11 protein-coding genes and 1 pseudogene are annotated in these 15,568 nt (G+C 56.6%); 9 read left to right on the top strand and 3 right to left on the bottom strand.

Annotated elements, in window-relative coordinates; all coding sequences use genetic code 11:
- Positions 1-65 precede the first annotated feature (65 nt).
- Positions 66-908: a hypothetical protein gene (locus tag LMG28727_RS18965; protein ID WP_236592090.1), complete on the bottom strand. Its 843-nt coding sequence runs from the start codon at positions 906-908 to the stop codon at positions 66-68.
- A 674-nt stretch (positions 909-1,582) separates the two neighbouring features.
- Between LMG28727_RS18965 and LMG28727_RS18960 the strand changes: the two genes are divergently transcribed.
- Genes LMG28727_RS18960 through LMG28727_RS18945 form a run of 4 tightly spaced genes read left to right on the top strand, consistent with a single transcriptional unit; the run spans position 1,583 to position 8,100 of the window.
- A complete protein-coding gene (locus tag LMG28727_RS18960; RefSeq protein WP_201643843.1) occupies positions 1,583-3,961 on the top strand; it encodes a hypothetical protein in 2,379 nt (792 codons plus the stop codon).
- Positions 3,954-6,080 carry a hypothetical protein gene (locus LMG28727_RS18955; RefSeq protein ID WP_201643842.1) on the top strand — a complete coding sequence of 709 codons (2,127 nt, stop codon included), beginning with the start codon at positions 3,954-3,956 and terminating at the stop codon, positions 6,078-6,080. Before LMG28727_RS18960 ends, LMG28727_RS18955 begins: the two co-directional genes overlap by 8 nt.
- Positions 6,077-6,655 carry a hypothetical protein gene (locus tag LMG28727_RS18950; protein ID WP_201643841.1) on the top strand — a complete coding sequence of 193 codons (579 nt, stop codon included), beginning with the start codon at positions 6,077-6,079 and terminating at the stop codon, positions 6,653-6,655. Before LMG28727_RS18955 ends, LMG28727_RS18950 begins: the two co-directional genes overlap by 4 nt.
- Complete coding sequence (locus tag LMG28727_RS18945) at positions 6,631-8,100, top strand: tyrosine-type recombinase/integrase (protein WP_201643840.1); 1,470 nt, start codon at positions 6,631-6,633, stop codon at positions 8,098-8,100. The genes LMG28727_RS18950 and LMG28727_RS18945 overlap by 25 nt, the downstream gene beginning before the upstream one ends.
- A gap of 173 nt (positions 8,101-8,273) precedes the next feature.
- Here LMG28727_RS18945 and LMG28727_RS18940 read toward each other — a convergent pair.
- Both LMG28727_RS18940 and LMG28727_RS18935 read right to left on the bottom strand, forming a co-directional pair.
- Positions 8,274-9,284, bottom strand: a pseudogene (locus LMG28727_RS18940) (YifB family Mg chelatase-like AAA ATPase); the annotation flags it as partial.
- A 121-nt stretch (positions 9,285-9,405) separates the two neighbouring features.
- Positions 9,406-9,666 carry an accessory factor UbiK family protein gene (locus LMG28727_RS18935; RefSeq protein WP_201643838.1) on the bottom strand — a complete coding sequence of 87 codons (261 nt, stop codon included), beginning with the start codon at positions 9,664-9,666 and terminating at the stop codon, positions 9,406-9,408.
- 396 nt (positions 9,667-10,062) lie between these two features.
- On the opposite strand from LMG28727_RS18935, the gene LMG28727_RS18930 reads away from it, so the two are divergent.
- The 5 genes from LMG28727_RS18930 to LMG28727_RS18910 all read left to right on the top strand — a co-directional run bounded on the left by LMG28727_RS18930 (position 10,063) and on the right by LMG28727_RS18910 (position 15,459).
- Positions 10,063-10,401, top strand: coding sequence for a P-II family nitrogen regulator (locus tag LMG28727_RS18930; RefSeq protein ID WP_006048089.1), 339 nt, complete (start codon positions 10,063-10,065; stop codon positions 10,399-10,401).
- A gap of 44 nt (positions 10,402-10,445) precedes the next feature.
- Positions 10,446-11,948, top strand: coding sequence for an ammonium transporter (locus LMG28727_RS18925; RefSeq protein ID WP_201643837.1), 1,503 nt, complete (start codon positions 10,446-10,448; stop codon positions 11,946-11,948).
- A gap of 247 nt (positions 11,949-12,195) precedes the next feature.
- On the top strand, positions 12,196-13,485 hold the full coding sequence (gene gshA, locus LMG28727_RS18920) for a glutamate--cysteine ligase (protein ID WP_013586995.1): 1,290 nt from the start codon (positions 12,196-12,198) through the stop codon (positions 13,483-13,485).
- Between the two features lie 102 nt (positions 13,486-13,587).
- On the top strand, positions 13,588-14,544 hold the full coding sequence (gene gshB / locus LMG28727_RS18915; RefSeq protein ID WP_201643836.1) for a glutathione synthase: 957 nt from the start codon (positions 13,588-13,590) through the stop codon (positions 14,542-14,544).
- Between the two features lie 387 nt (positions 14,545-14,931).
- Complete coding sequence (locus tag LMG28727_RS18910; RefSeq protein ID WP_201643835.1) at positions 14,932-15,459, top strand: PTS sugar transporter subunit IIA; 528 nt, start codon at positions 14,932-14,934, stop codon at positions 15,457-15,459.
- Positions 15,460-15,568: the final 109 nt, after the last annotated feature.

Here is a 15,568-nt window from a genome sequence, read left to right as displayed (position 1 = left end):
CGACGATTCCACGGGCAAATCATCCGGCCGAAATTCGACAGATTTCGACGCTTTTTTCGGCCGCTTTAGTCAGGTGGAAAATCCGGCTCAATTTCGGCTTCTTGGCGAAGCGTGTCCATGAGATTGACGGCCGAGATTGATATGGTCTCGTCTGGAATGCGCTTCGCGAGTGCCAGCATCATTTCAAATATCTCGCTGGTCGTCTGCGGCTCTCGGACTTGGGGGGAAGTCTTCGACGGGATACTGGCGCGGTTCAGCAGCAAGTGTGCGACGTTTTCGCTTTCAGCTACTTGCCGGCGGTTCTTCTCGGCGTGGCGCTTGATGGCGTCCCGTTCGTCTTGGGTCAATATTTTCCGGATAGTACGGTCGTCCGTGTCTTCCCATACCCGAGCAGCCACCGTGGCAATAAACCTGCCCGGAAAGTCGCCGCACATTCCATAGAGCGCCCCAGCAAGGTGCAATACGAAGATGCGCCGCTCGCTGAATGCCGGACGTCCCGCAGACCGACGTTCGACTGTTGATGCCGCATCCCGGAGGCTCTTCATCGGGCTACGGAAGCTCTTTTCCACCTCCGGCGGCACCCAAGACGAACTTTCAGCATCAAGCTCGGACTCGAAGGCGGCGGCCTTCTTCATCAGACCGCGCACGTTGGCCGCCGTAGGCAGCGGCACGGAAGGCTCCCGTTCGAAGCAGGCCACATACGCCCGTGCGACTTGGGTAATCGCGGCTACCTTCAGCACGGTCCCCTTGTCGAATACAGATTGCTTGAAAAAGCTCCGCACCGGGGCATAGGCTAGGAAACCCTTGAACCAATCAGACTCCGCGCGAGCGGCTTGGTCCAGCCCCAAAAAGCAGCGAGCTTCCCTATAGGTCTCGGCCAGCTGTTCGTTCGTCTCAAAAATGGTCATTTGGTTGACAGCTTCGGCGTAGGAGTTAGAACGTGGCGCGGAGCTAATTATAGGTGCGGCTCGTTGGGACCAACTGTGTCCGCATACGTTCTGATGCCCAACGAACTCTTCGAACTCCAGGTGGCATTGCTGAAAGTAGGAACGGAGGCCGCCACAAATCACCCCCCACTCAGGTCGAGATTGGACTTGCCCTATTTGCAAGAACGGCGCCCTTGTCGAAAAGGGGGTGGCATCCCCTGGACCAAAAAACAAATTGTTGCCAAAATACAACACAATCCCATAGTAAATTAGCTATTTAGTCTTATACATGGTTCTAAATAAAAAAGGGGCGGACCACTAGTCATCCGGAGTGCTTTAGCGTAGGCGACGAAACCTCGTTAAAGGATGTCAGCAAAATGCGGTGTTACATGCACAACTAGACGCCCAGTTACTCTGCTCAGGAACCGGCCACAAGCCTTGGCCCATATGGGACAAAGGCTTACTGATAACGACACATAGCCAATCAATTTATTGTGGATTACTAAATTGTATTCGGAATCTGTTCAACTGCTCTGTTCCGACGCGATGAAGCTTTTCGCACTGAGCCATACGAAGGCACGTCTAGTCAGCATCCCGAGCTTGCACGACCTCTTTTAAGTACAGGAAAACGTTTTTAAATCTCATGGTGATGAAAGATGAGTCAAATAGCGACGGATACTCGATATGCTCCAGAAGGCGTCAAATCTTTGTTGAAATCCGAGGCAATTATCAGAAGTGCGCACTGGCAGGCTTCATACCCAATCGAGTGCCTCAGCAAGCGCGCAGTAAAGAAAGTGACGCAATTGGTTCGAAAGGTATGTAACGACACCGACGTTAAAAACCTACCGGTTCAGCTTCGCGTACTGGAAGCATACCTGGCGGTCACAGGACAAAGACTTGATTACGTCGGTGGTGCGTTCAGGCCTTTATCAGCCGCAATTGGTTTTTTTGGAGCGATTTACTCGAAGCGTTTCCATGAGGCAACAAGCGACAAGCGCTATCGCTGGGCACGTAACTGGAGGCTTATATTAGGACAGGTGTGCCCAAAAATTCTACTCGAGGTTCCGAAGCCAAGTCTGGCTAATCAACCGGATTGGTTCGCGGACGCAAGTGAGCGTTTCGAACAGCTTCCGTTAATAGATGCTCAGGTCGAACTGTGGCGAGGATGGGCATTTCTCAATCGCGCCGGCCAGACGAGATGGTACGACTTTCGGGCGCTATATGTTCGCTATGGAAGGGACTTTGTTACCACGTATGCACACTCGGTAAATCGATTCTACGTTGGAAGGAGAGCACAAAATCTGCCATTGGTGCAACAGTTCGCCGACTTCCTCAGTTTGCTTCCAAGAGATTGGACGGGAGAAATGCTTTCGTCTCCTGTTCGGATGCACCAGTTGCTCGTGAAGTTCCTTAACTTAACAGCAAAGGATTTCGACGAACGAGGTCTGCAGTACTCGACTCTTCGGGACCAGTGGGTTGATTTTTCTTTTTTCGTGAAAACGTATCTTTGTGCCGGTAGCCTGATAGCCAAAGAAACGAAAATTCCATGCCTACCTGAACAAGAGCGACCTCAGTCTGAGACCCATCGAAGGGTCGAGAAAGATGGGACCATTGTCGTCACCAAATTGTTGACAGATGTTCCGCTCTACATCAGCAACGAACAAGCAGTTCAGCTTTTATACCACCAAGTTAGCGAGGATGTCGAAGCGATTCGTCGGTGGGCGTTGCGTGAAGTGAATAACATCTGGAATCGCCGCCAGCGACGAATTGAGCTTGCGAAAGCGGGGACACGTAAAGAAATTCGGCCGAATGTATCAATCGGCCGCGTCGACAGCGTGAAACGGGGAAGCCCCAACTGGGAAGCCAACGCTTGTGCGACCTTTGAGCATCACGGATTCGTTCCCAGCCGAGAAGGAGATTTGAGGTCGCACTATCCCGCGCCGCTCGGCGAACTTGCTTCAGACACATTCGGTCTTCCAGTCAAATCTGCGCTCATTCCGCATATGACACTTCTCGTGCTTGCGCACCCGAAACTAACTGCTTCATTCTTCGAAGAACTCATGTTGTATGAGCCGAATTCTGAACTAGCTGGCATTGGGCAAACGGACATTGGATGGGTTCTTGACGGGCACAAGTTGCGAAAAGGACCCGCAACAGCCAATCAGCAAATCCATCTGTCTACAGAGGACTCTAACGTAATTGCGCAAGTGATAGAACTTACCCGTCCTCTCCGAGACTATCTGAAACGTCGGAAGGACCAGACTTGGCGTTACCTCTTCTTACAATGCGGAAAAGGCTTTTCTTATCCAATGCGGGTTTGTCCTCCCGAGGAAACCTCGTATCGACGGGAGACGGGTGCTATGGCTGCCAGTTTCCTGGCCAGTCAAGTAATTCCAGCGGACTCTGTCGAGCGACTATCCAAAAGTTTCTCTTTGACCACCCTCCGGGCAAGCGTAGCTGTTTGCGCGTATGTCAAAGAGCCAAGCATCCGAAAACTCGCTGAGCTACTCGGACACGAAAGCGTCGATATGCGGCTCCTGAAGAGGTACATGCCTCCAGCATTGCTCGATTTTTTCCAGAATAGATGGGTAAGGCTCTTCCAGTGCGGAATTCTGCTGGAGGCACTAAAGGAAAGTCCTTTCGCTCTTCCAGCTACTGGCTTCACAACGCTAAACGAGATGACGCAGTTTCTCGAAAATCACGCCCTCAAGTGGCGGCCGCGCGACTACGCGACCCAGCCGGCAGCAAAAGCAAAAGCAAAAGCAAAAGCAAAAGTGGGACATTTTGACGATGAAGTGGTCTTCTCGGTCTGCGTCGAAAATTTAACCATTCTCGAAAGCTTGCGTTTGGCCGTTGAGCAACCTGCTGGAAGAACCGTTTCGCGCTTGGCGAGAATGTGGCGCGATTTTTCGACTGGGCTTTTCAACTATATCGAGCAGAGTTCGCCGCCTCGTGACGATTTCATAGCTATGTTGGAAATTGCCCGGGAGCGCGCTTCTGTGACGTTAATCGATTGCGAGGCGATTTATGCTTAGAGGAATGCCAAAAAATTTGTTTGGTTACCTCCAGGAGATGTCGCTCGTCAGCGAACTGCTGTATCGGCAGGCAACTTGGCTCGTAAGTGACTTCGATGAGGGGGTATGGCTTTTGAATTTCGGCGGTGTGCGTCGAACAATTGATTGGCGCGTACGTTTCGGTGACGGCCTCCTCACCGACGCGCGTCATACAGGAACAAGGAATCTATTCAAATCGTTTCTAGTCGTTCAGACGGACGCAACTTTGTGCGGTGGACGAGAGCCGGTAGCATCAAGGGCGAACATATCGGTCGCGCAAGCGAGTCGCGTTGTCGACTACTTTCTGTTAAATCAAGATGAGTTAAAAATTGCTCGGAATGGCCTCTCGCTCATTAGCAAGAATGACGTCGCCACGCTGATGCATAGATATGAAATTGGCCCGACAGACGTGGACGCCATCTACGACTGGAAGAGCTCTCTGTCTCGCTGGCTCGACGCGCGACTTGAAGAGGTTCGCTCACGTGCGGAACAGTTGGTAGATAGCGATAAAAGATTCGCCCACATCGCAGTTCCCAACGAAGAATGGGTCCTAAAGGCGGACGAACGCAAGATGGTGCTTTGGAGAGCGGTCTTATGGTTAGACGGCTACTACAACCCAGCCGGTAAGACTATGAATTATAAATTCACTCCGAGTACGACGAAACTCTCGGCCACTATTTATCCGGGTACCATCGCCGGAAAGGGCCCCAAACCAGTTTTTGAAGAATTGTGTCTTAATCCTGTAGATAAATACGTGAGGGAGTTTCCCGGTGTGAACGTACGCACGGGCGAGGGAGAGGGACCGACTCAGAGTTACCTCAGCAGCCGAGGCAGAGCAGTCAGTTCCTTCACTCATCTGAGCGCTGCTGGGTTCGACGTATCTGTCGAAGCTTTCGAGACGGCACGCGAATATAAGCCCGTTTCTCCGGAGCGTGTCGCAATGCCGGGACGATTCCGGAACCCACCGTTCTGGCAGGTGATGGATGGGTTGAAGAATGGAATTGGTTTTTGTAGCAAACACGGCGACGAATTCCTCACCAGCTACGGAAACGTCTTGGCCGCAGCGAAAAGTGAAGGTGTAACACCTTATGGACTGTTGCTAGCTCACGATTTTCGTGAATTCCTAACGCCCGGGGCTATAAAGTTTGGTGTGACTCAGTGGTGTCTTCGTACTCACGCGGGCACGGTCAGCGTGGGAAATCGATACCTGCAGGCCCGCGCAGGGAAACAACGATGGAGTAGGGAAAAATTCTATTCTGAGTTTCGTAAAGGGCGCGGGCTGTTGCAAAACATTTACGTGTTTTACGGCAGCGTCGTTCATATAGTTGGGCCAATGACCGCTCGTAGGCAAGATGAGCTCACGGGATTGCCAGTCGAGGGCTGCCTAGATGAATCTCGCAGTTTCATTCACTTTACAAACGGAAAATCGGGAGCAGCGGGACTTCGCGAGAAAGAAGTCCGACCAATCCCTCCTGCGGTGGAGGCAGCATTTTCCATCATTCAAGAGTTTCGCCAGAGGCTGCTCAACGACGGTATAACTGACGAGTTAGGGCGTCTGTTCGACATTCCTGGGTTCGGAGGAATGCGAACAGCGACGGCGAGCGGCTTCAATGACTGCATTGACGCGTTTTGTGATTTCTTCGAAACCCCGCTGTCGGATGACGGAGCCCGCTTCTACCTACGAGAGCATCAGTTCCGTCGCTTTTTCATTATTGCGTTTTTCTTTAGTGCAAGACAGGGTGACCTTGGCACGTTACGTTGGTTCGTCGCGCATGCGGACGCGCAACATCTGTGGAACTATCTAACGAACAATGTATCCGGTGATTTGTACCGCGAAGCTGCAGCTTATTTTCTTACTGATGAACTTCTCTTACCTGCAGAATCGCGCGTGATTGAGATGCACGAGAGTGCCCAAGATTTGCTCAGTTCGATGGTCGAAGAACGATTTGGGACTCGGAAATTTTCGCTCGTAGACGCGGACGCACTCGAAGCATATCTCGAGTCGCTGATTGGAAGCGAAATCGAGGTCGAGCCAGAGTTCTTCCCCTTTGCGGCGAATTTCCCGTACAAAATTATTTGTAAATTGAAAGGCCCGAGATGAAGGTAAAACGCGAGCCTCGGACAAAGAACGAACATAGTATCGTTGCGCTAGCGAAGCTTATTGCTAATGTCATCGCGAATCCTAGCGCATTTGTTGGAGATGATTTGCTGTTGTCTGCGCTCAAGCGACAAAGTCGACTTGGGCATCTTTCGAGAGCGAAGATGGGTATCCATGCGACTTCGCGCTGTACGATAGAGCGAACCGCTGAGCGAATCTTTGAGGGAGGCTTTGAGCGATTTGATGAAGAGCGGCTTAAAGCGTTGGAGAGGATTCAGGAAGCCATGGTCGACGGGACAAAGCCGAAGCGACGAACTAAGGCAAGTTTGGAGTGCAACCTTCGTGCGGCGGAGGCTGAACATGTGCAAGTCTTGGTTGATTGCTGGCAAATAACCAATGCCTTCCATGAAGCATTAAAACAGGCTCGAGTTCTTGCGAACTTAACCCGCAACGCAGCATTAGTAGAACATTGGAATCAGCAGGAGAGTGTTCTGCTTTCGATGTTCAGCTTGGCCAAGCGGCCTGTTGTGAAGAAAGACTCCGAGGTCGAAAAATGGCTGAAACAGCTCAGATATTAGGTTTTCTACCGCGCAAAAAAGGCAAAACTTTTTTTTCGGCGCCAAAAGGGACAAGACTCTTTCGCGTCAAGAGAGGCAAAGATGCAATCACGCGAGATGTCTCTGGGTTGCCGCTACCTGTTTGGCCAGACGGTGGATGGTCTCCTGAGATGGCCGGATTCATACATTCCTTAGCGGAGAAGAACCTTTCGTTGGCCGACCGAGGTGGCACACCTGGGACATACGTGTCGCAGTTGAGCCATATAGTGCGTTTTTGCCATGGGAAGAAGATAGATTTTCACAACCTCAAGGATGGAGACTTTATAGATTTCATCGACGAGCTGACCGCCAAGACCCCTGATGGCGAGAGGTCACGGAGCGACAGGTCAGTGGTGAGTATCGGGAGGCGAACTCTCTCGTTCCTCGACTTCGTGGGCAATCGCTGGCACATCCCTGACTTTCTGTCACCCGATGGAGCTTTTATCAAAGCAGAACTTCGGACATATACGAAAGCGTCGGACGGTCGGTCACCGGTAGTGCGCCAATATTGGCACCATTCGTGTCTACCGGCCAAAAGCCCCGAGGATAAGCGATACCCGGTTCCAGAGGATTATATAAATCGTCTTCGTAAGGCCGTACATGGCATTAAGTCTTCGGGCTTCGTAAAGAGGCGGCGGTTGGTCCTTCTGAGAGCTCTTGATATGACCGGAGGCCGGCGCATAGAGCTCGCGAATCTGCGAGTGTCAGATGTTCTTTCAGCGAAGGCGATGGAACGGCCCTTCTTGAAGCTACTAACGTTCAAGCGCGGTGGAGAACCGGTGCCTCGTTTGGTGCCAGTCAGCCATTCAGAACTGGATTATTTAATTGAGTACATCAAGTTTTATAGAGGTCCACTTGTCGCTCGCAGGTTAGGTAAGGAAGACAATGATTTTGTCTTCTTAAATGAAAAAACCGGCGCGCCGATTAAACCAAACACCATCACATTGGAGCTGCATCTATTAAGAAAGGCAGCCGGGATTGAGGGAAAGGCTCACCCACACCTTTTTCGTCATCGCTATATCACGTTAGCGCTGTTTCGATTAGTCAGAGCTTACAACGTTCAGAACAAAGACCAGTTCTCAGAACTACTTGCACATATGACTCGGTTTGCGCAGGAGGTGATGGAGCGGACTGGACATAAAAGCATGTCGTCGTTGTCGCGGTATGTGGACTGGGTATTTGCTCTATCGGCGTCTGTCGAAGGAAATCCGGAAACCGTCGAGGTTAGTGAGTTGGGAAGAACAGGACGGGCTTCAGTGTCTGAGCTTGAGGCGATGCGCGACGAGATGTCCGACCAAGAATTTGCGGCCGAGGCATTTGTCCGACTGAAGGGCTTGGTGAGAGATATTTCAAAAGTCGACGGTAGAAGAGAAAATCAAATCTCCGAATCGATGTTAGGAAAGGCCGTGAAAAATCGGCCGGTGTGAGCAGTGCAGCGGTTGGCCAAAACCGTCTTTCTAGCTCAGGTTCAGGTTCTTATTGGCATTCGGCGCGTGACGGCGCAGTTGCTCAACTGGCGTTGCTCAAAATTCGAGCTAAATTATTGATTTGGAACGAATGTATTTGCGAGAAACAATCTGGTTAAAAGCGAAATATGAGGCTCGTCCAGAAACAGGACGCCTAAATGTGCGAGCGTGATCTCGCCGGGTTGCGGCGGATTGCGTCCGCCCACCAGCGCCGCCGCGCTCGACGAATGATGCGGCGAGCGGAACGGCCGCTGCCGCCACTGCGCCGGTGAAAAACCCGCGCGACTGGCGGACAGCAGCGCGGCGGAGCTAAGCGCTTCGTCGTCGGTCATCGGCGGCAGCAAGCCCGGCAGGCGGGCGGCCAGCATCGACTTGCCCGCACCGGGCGGCCCGATCAATAACACGTGATGCCCACCGGCCGCCGCGACCTCCAGTGCGCGGCGCGCAGCGCGCTGGCCAATCACATCTGCCATATCGGGAATGACGGCGGGCGCGGTTCCGGTCAGGTCCGGTGGGGTGACGGGGTAGAGCCGCGCGTCAGGCGCTTCTGCAAGGTGCGCGCATAGCGACGGCAGATCCGCCGCGCCATAAACATCCACGCCGGGCACGAGCGCCGCTTCCGCTGCGCTCGCCGCCGGTAGATAAAGCTGCGGAGTCCGCTGCGTCGGCATCTGATGTGCAACCGGCTCTGCGCATACGGAAATCGCACCGGGCGAAACGCCGCCAGCCGGGACACCGCTACCGCTACCGCTGCGCGCCGTCCCACATGCCATCGCGAACGCGCCACGCATCGGCCGAAGCGCACCGGTCAGCGACAGTTCGCCCGCAAACTCGCGATGCAGCAGGGATTCGGACGGAATCTGTCCGCTTGCCGCCAGAATGCCGAGCGCGATCGGCAAATCGAAACGACCGGATTCTTTCGGCAAATCGGCGGGAGCAAGATTGACGGTGATCCGTCTCACGGGGAAGTCGAAGCCGCAGTTCTGCAACGCCGCGCGCACGCGCTCGCGGCTTTCGCGTACTTCCAGATCGGGGAGTCCGACGATCGAAAAAGAGGGTAATCCGTTCGCGAGGTGGACCTCGACGGTTACTTCGGGCGCGCGGCCGGAGGCCGGCGCGCGACTGCGCACCACTGCAAGCGACATGTTTTCTCCCGTCGGACGGCGCGCCGAGGGCGCGCGCAAGTCCCCTAAAACGCTGATGACGTCACGGCTCGCTTGCCAGTGATGTGCAGCACTGCGCAGCTAACAAGCTGCGAGCAACGCGTTACGACGTTTGAGTCGTGGAGACCGGCAGCTTCTGTTCGAGCTCGGCGACGCGGCGCTCCAGTTCTTCCAGGCGGGCGCGAGTGCGCACGAGCACCTGGGTCTGCGTATCGAATTCCTCGCGCGTGACCAGATCGAGTTTCGAAAAGCCTTGCGACAGCATGGCTTTGACGTTGCGTTCAACATCTTTAGCCGGCGAGTTCTTGAACAGCTCGCTCATGCGAGCCTGGAAATCGTTAAAAACGTCGTTCGGTTGTTTCATGGTGTTCCCCTTGGTGCACAAAAAATGTGCATGTTTCGTTACGTCTGTGCTTTGTTACGGCGAATGGGCTGTCTTGGTGCGTGCCCTGTTAAGCGCCGCCGCCGCATGAGCGCCTTTGGTGCGCGGCCGTGCGTTCAAAACCTTCGAACACTCTAGCAACGATCCATACGCTGCGCCACCGCGCCCCGCTGTGTTAGCCATCCGGCCAGGGCAGTTTGCGCCCCTTTTTAAGGGGGCGCGGTGCGCAGTCTGACACAACATGGCATGCGAGTTGCTGTTACTGCCCGGCGCGCCCTGTCGGGAGCTTTTTACCGGCGGGCGAACGAGGCCACGCGAACGGGTTACGGGTACGCAAACGGGTTAGCAACGGGTTTAGCAAACTAAGCGAGGGATTTCATGAAACTCATTACCGCAATCATCAAGCCGTTCAAGCTCGATGAGGCGCGCGAAGCCTTGTCGGCCATCGGCGTCTCGGGCATCACGGTGACGGAAGTCAAGGGCTTTGGCCGTCAGAAGGGCCATACCGAGTTGTATCGGGGTGCTGAGTATGTGGTCGATTTTCTGCCGAAGGTGAAGATCGAGGCTGCGGTCTCGGACGACATCGTCGACCAGGCGATCGAAGCGCTCGAACGCGCGGCGCGCACCGGCAAGATCGGCGACGGCAAGATTTTCGTCACGCCAATCGAACAGGTGATCCGGATTCGCACCGGGGAGACCGGCGCGGACGCTCTGTAATACGAAAAGATAGCGACACAGATAGCGATAAGAGGAAACGAAAGATGCGCAAATTATTGATGTCCTTGCTGATGGCCGGTTCGCTGCTTGCGGGCGGTATCGGCGCCGCCCTCGCGGACGACGCTTCCGCTCCCGCAGCCGCCTCGGCGCCAGCCGATACGACGGCCAGCGCGCCGGCACCGGACGCTTCGGCACCGGCCGCCGCACCCGCAGCGTCGGCTCCGGATGCAACCGCCGGCACCGCCAACGCAGCCGCTTCGGCACCGGCAGACGCATCAGCTGCTGCCGCACCGGCTGCACCGACCGCGCCGTTCTCGGTCGATTCGTCGAAGATCAATTCGGGCGACACCGCCTGGATGCTGACCTCCACCGCGCTCGTGCTGTTCATGACGATCCCGGGTCTGGCGCTGTTCTACGGCGGCATGGTCCGCAAGAAGAGCGTGCTCGCGATCCTGATGCAAAGCTTCGCGATCACCTGCCTCGTGTCGATCATCTGGGTCGTGATCGGCTACTCGCTCGCGTTCACGCCGGGCAACTCGTTCATCGGCGGTCTGTCGCGCTTCTTCATGGCGGGCATGAACTACATCAAGGGTGACAAGGCCACCACGCTGACCGTCAGCCACCTGGCGCCGACGATCCCGGAAACGGTCTATGTCGTCTATCAGATGACGTTCGCGATCATCACCCCGGCGCTGATCACGGGTGCGTTTGCCGACCGGATGAAGTTCTCGGCAATGCTGGTGTTCATGACGCTGTGGTCGATCATCGTCTACTCGCCGATCGCGCACATGGTCTGGGAACCGACCGGCTGGCTGGCTAGCGCGGGCATCCTCGACTTCGCGGGCGGCACGGTGGTGCACATCAACGCCGGTATCGCGGCGCTGGTCTGCGCGCTGGTGCTCGGCAAGCGTGTCGGCTACGGCAAGGAAGCGATGGCGCCGCACAACCTGACGCTCACGCTGATTGGTGGCGCGATGCTGTGGGTGGGCTGGTTCGGCTTCAACGCAGGTTCGGCGGTGGCGGCTGACGGCCGTGCCGGCTTCGCGATGTTCGCTACGCAAGTGGCCACTGCAGCGGCTGCACTCGCCTGGATGTTCGCCGAATGGGCAACCAAGGGTAAGCCTTCGGTACTCGGTATCGTGTCGGGCGCCGTCGCAGGTCTGGTGGCGATTACGCCGGCTTCGGGCTTCGTCGGCATGACGGGTTCGCTGGTGATCGGTATCGCGGCAGGCGTGATCTGCTTCTGGTCGGCAACGTGGCTCAAGCACAAGCTCGGTTACGACGATTCGCTCGACGCGTTCGGCGTGCACTGCATCGGCGGTATCGTGGGTGCGCTGCTGACGGGTGTGTTTGCAGTGAAGGACATCGGCGGCGCGGACGGCAGCATCGTTCTGCAAGCCAAGGGCGTCCTGACGACGCTGATCTACAGCGGCGTGGTGAGCTACGTCCTGCTGAAGGTCATCGACATGGTGATGGGCATCCGCGTGACCGAAGAACAGGAACGCGAAGGCCTGGACGTGAGCCTGCACGGCGAACACGTCGAATAGGCATCGACTGGGAAGTCTCCGCGGGCCCGTGCTCCCGGGCTCGCCGGATTACGAATTAAGCGCAGCGATTTTGGCCCGCCTTCATGGCGGGCTTTTTTCTTGCTGACTATCCTGGAAACAGCAGATTTCCCTGCCTATCATCCCCATAGCGAGAATGCATTCGCGTCCGCTTGCGAATGGAGAAACCGTCCCCAAATGGGCAAAGCATTTGCTCTACAATCTTTTTTCTCCAGTCTGCGAGTGATCAATGGTTCCGCACCTAGTTACGGCGTTAAACGGCCCGCTGCTCGATCTTGAGCGGAAGATCCTCGACGCTACGCCCGCCATCGAACGCTGGTTCCGGCTCGAATGGCAGGAACACACGCCGCCGTTCTACTGTTCCGTCGACCTGCGCAACGCGGGCTTCAAGCTCGCGCCGGTCGACACCAATCTGTTCCCCGGCGCCTTCAACAATCTGCCGCAGGAAGTGTTGCCGCTCGCCGTGCAGGCCGCGATGGCGTCGATCGAGAAGATCTGCCCGGACGCGAAAAACCTGCTGGTGATTCCCGAGCGCCACACGCGCAACGCGTTTTACCTCGAAAACGTTGCCCGGCTGGCCGCGATCATGCGCCAGGCCGGTTTGAACGTGCGCTTCGGCACGCTCGACGAGAGCATCAACGGTCCGGTGACGATTGCGTTGTCCGACGGCCAGAAGCTCGTGCTCGAACCGCTCGAGCGTTCACAGCGCCGTCTCGGTTTGAAGAATTTCGACCCGTGTTCGATTCTGCTGAACAACGATCTGTCCGGCGGCATCCCGCCCGTGCTCGAAAATCTGCACGAGCAGTATCTGCTGCCGCCGCTGCATGCGGGCTGGGCGGTTCGCCGTAAATCGACGCATTTCTCCTGTTATGACGACGTCGCGAAGAAGTTCGCGAAAATGGTCGAAATCGACCCGTGGATGATCAACCCGTATTTCGCGCACGTCGAAGGGGTCGATTTCCAGGAGCGCACCGGCGAGGAAGCGCTGGCTGATGCGATCGACGGCGTGCTGAAGAAAATCGCGAAGAAGTATCGCGAGTACGGTATCTCCGAGAAACCGTATGTCGTCATCAAGTCCGATGCGGGTACGTACGGCATGGGCGTGATGACGGTGCACGACGCGTCCGAAGTTGCCGCGCTGACCAAGCGCGAACGCGCGAAGATGGCGGCAACCAAAGATGGCCTCGAAGTGCACGACGTGATCGTGCAGGAAGGCGTGTACACGTTCGAGCGCATTGGTGAAGAAGTCGCCGAGCCGGTCGTCTACATGATCGACCGTTACGTGGTGGGCGGCTTCTACCGCGTGCACGGCAGCCGCGAGCGCGATCAGAATCTGAACGCGCCCGGCATGCACTTCGTGCCGCTCGGCTTCGAGCACACGGCACTGCCCGACGCGCACGCCAAGCCGGGCGCGGCGCCGCCGAACCGCTTCTACATGTACGGCGTGGTGGCGCGGCTTGGGCTGCTGGCCGCATCGGTCGAACTGGAAAAGACCGATCCGGAAGCGATCCAGGTCTAAGCCATCCTGAATGAGCGATGGCGGCATGCGTGCCGCCATCGTCATTTTCAACGACTATATTTACGAACAATGCCAAGCCCGTCAGGGCGCACCGGGACCTTCATGGACATTCTTTTCATCGCCGATCCGCTCACGCAATTCAAGATCTACAAAGACTCGACTTACTCGATGATGGCCGAAGCCGCACGTCGCGGCCACGCGGTGTACACGTGCGAGCCGAAGCATCTGGCGTGGACGGGTGGCGACGTCGAAGCGAACGTGCAGCGCTTTGCGATTGTCGGCGACGTGAGCGATCTGCATCGCGACGTCTGGTACGCCGCCGAACCGGCCGCGCCACGCACACTGAAAAGCTTCAGCGCGGTGGTGATGCGCAAAGACCCGCCGTTCGACATGGAATACGTAACGTCCACGTGGTTGCTGGAAATGGCCGAACGCGGCGGCGCGCGCATTTTCAACAAGCCGCAGGCAATTCGCGATCATTCGGAAAAGCTCGCAATCGGCGAATTTGCGCAATTCGTCACGCCCACGCTGGTCACGCGTGACGCGACGCGGCTGCGGGCGTTCCATGAAGAACACGGCGACGTGATTCTGAAGCCGCTCGACGGCATGGGCGGCATGGGCGTATTTCGCGTGAAGGCCGACGGCATGAACCTCGGTTCGATCATCGAAATGCTGAGCCACGACGGCGCGCGGTCGGTGATGGCGCAGAAATTCATTCCGGAAATCAAGGACGGCGATAAGCGCATTCTGCTGATTGGCGGTGAAGCGGTGCCGTATTCGCTGGCGCGAATTCCTCAGGGGAATGAGGTGCGCGGCAATCTGGCTGCAGGCGGGTTGGGCGTCGCACGTCCGCTGACCGAGCACGATCGCAAGATCGCCGATACGCTTGCGCCGGTGCTGGCGGCGCGCGGTTTGCTGCTGGTCGGGCTGGATGCGATCGGCGACTGGCTGACCGAAGTCAACGTGACGAGCCCGACCTGTTTCCGCGAAATCATGGATCAGACGGGCTTCGACGTCGCCGCCATGTTCATCGACGCGCTGGAACGCGCCGCGGCGTAGGCGGCAAGTAGGAGGGCGGCGCGACGTGGGTGGCGGTACCGGTCGCGCAACGCGTTGAGCCCTTGAATGCCTGCCGCAGCCCCCAAACTGTGTAGTAAATCCGCATCAGGCGCGAGCTCGGATTTGGCGCGAAAATGAGCCTGCTACAATGCCCGCTCTTTCGCGCCAACCCGATTCAACGGCTTCCAGAGGAGTCTTTCGGCGTGGATTAGCGGACTCTGAACGAGCCGTTTCGCGGGCCAGGCACGCAGGTGCGAGCCGTGCGCCGCGAGCAGCTCGTCAATGGTGCGTTCCGGCTCTCATGACCTACGGCCGGTCGAGGGCGCTTGAGGACCGGGTTTCGTCCCGCTCCACGGTTCGGGGCCGTTCTTTTGCAGTAAGGCTGACATGGCAGGCATTCTGATCATTGCGCATACTCCGTTCGCCACCGCGTTGCGCGATTGTATTTCGCATATTTATGGTGGCTTGCCGGCTCGGATCGGCGTGATCGACGTTACGCCTGATTGCGATCCCGCACAGGTCGTGGCGTTCGCCAATTCGGAAATCGAGCGGCTCAAGGAAGAAAACGGCGCGCTGGTATTGACGGACATGTTCGGCGCCACGCCGGCGAATATCGCAGGACGACTCGCCACGACGCCGAATGTGCGTGTGTTGTGCGGCGTCAATTTGCCGATGCTGGTGCGTGCAGTCTGTTATCGCTCGACACCGCTCGACACGTTGGTCGACAAGGCGCTCGCAGGCGCGACCAAGGGCGTGCATGCAATCGGACCCGCGACGCCGGCTCCGGTCGCTCCCGCAGCGGCTTCCGGCGATTGCTTACCGGCATTGCCCCCCGAGGCCGCCGCCGACACGTGCGTGCCAGCGTTGCCTGAAGACGCTGACCTGACGCAAAAGGCAGACTCGGCGGGTTTATAGGCTGTCCACGAAGCCGCCGCACACGTTGATCAAGGCCTTTGGGCCACGCTTCAAACACATTGCAACTGGTTTGCAGTTCCCCTTTTCATAACCTCATTACCCGCGCTTC

Origin of the sequence: Paraburkholderia metrosideri (assembly GCF_904848625.1) — a bacterium.
In the GTDB taxonomy this organism is placed as follows: Bacteria; Pseudomonadota; Gammaproteobacteria; order Burkholderiales; family Burkholderiaceae; genus Paraburkholderia; species Paraburkholderia metrosideri.
This window is presented reverse-complemented; position numbering and strand designations above follow the sequence as displayed.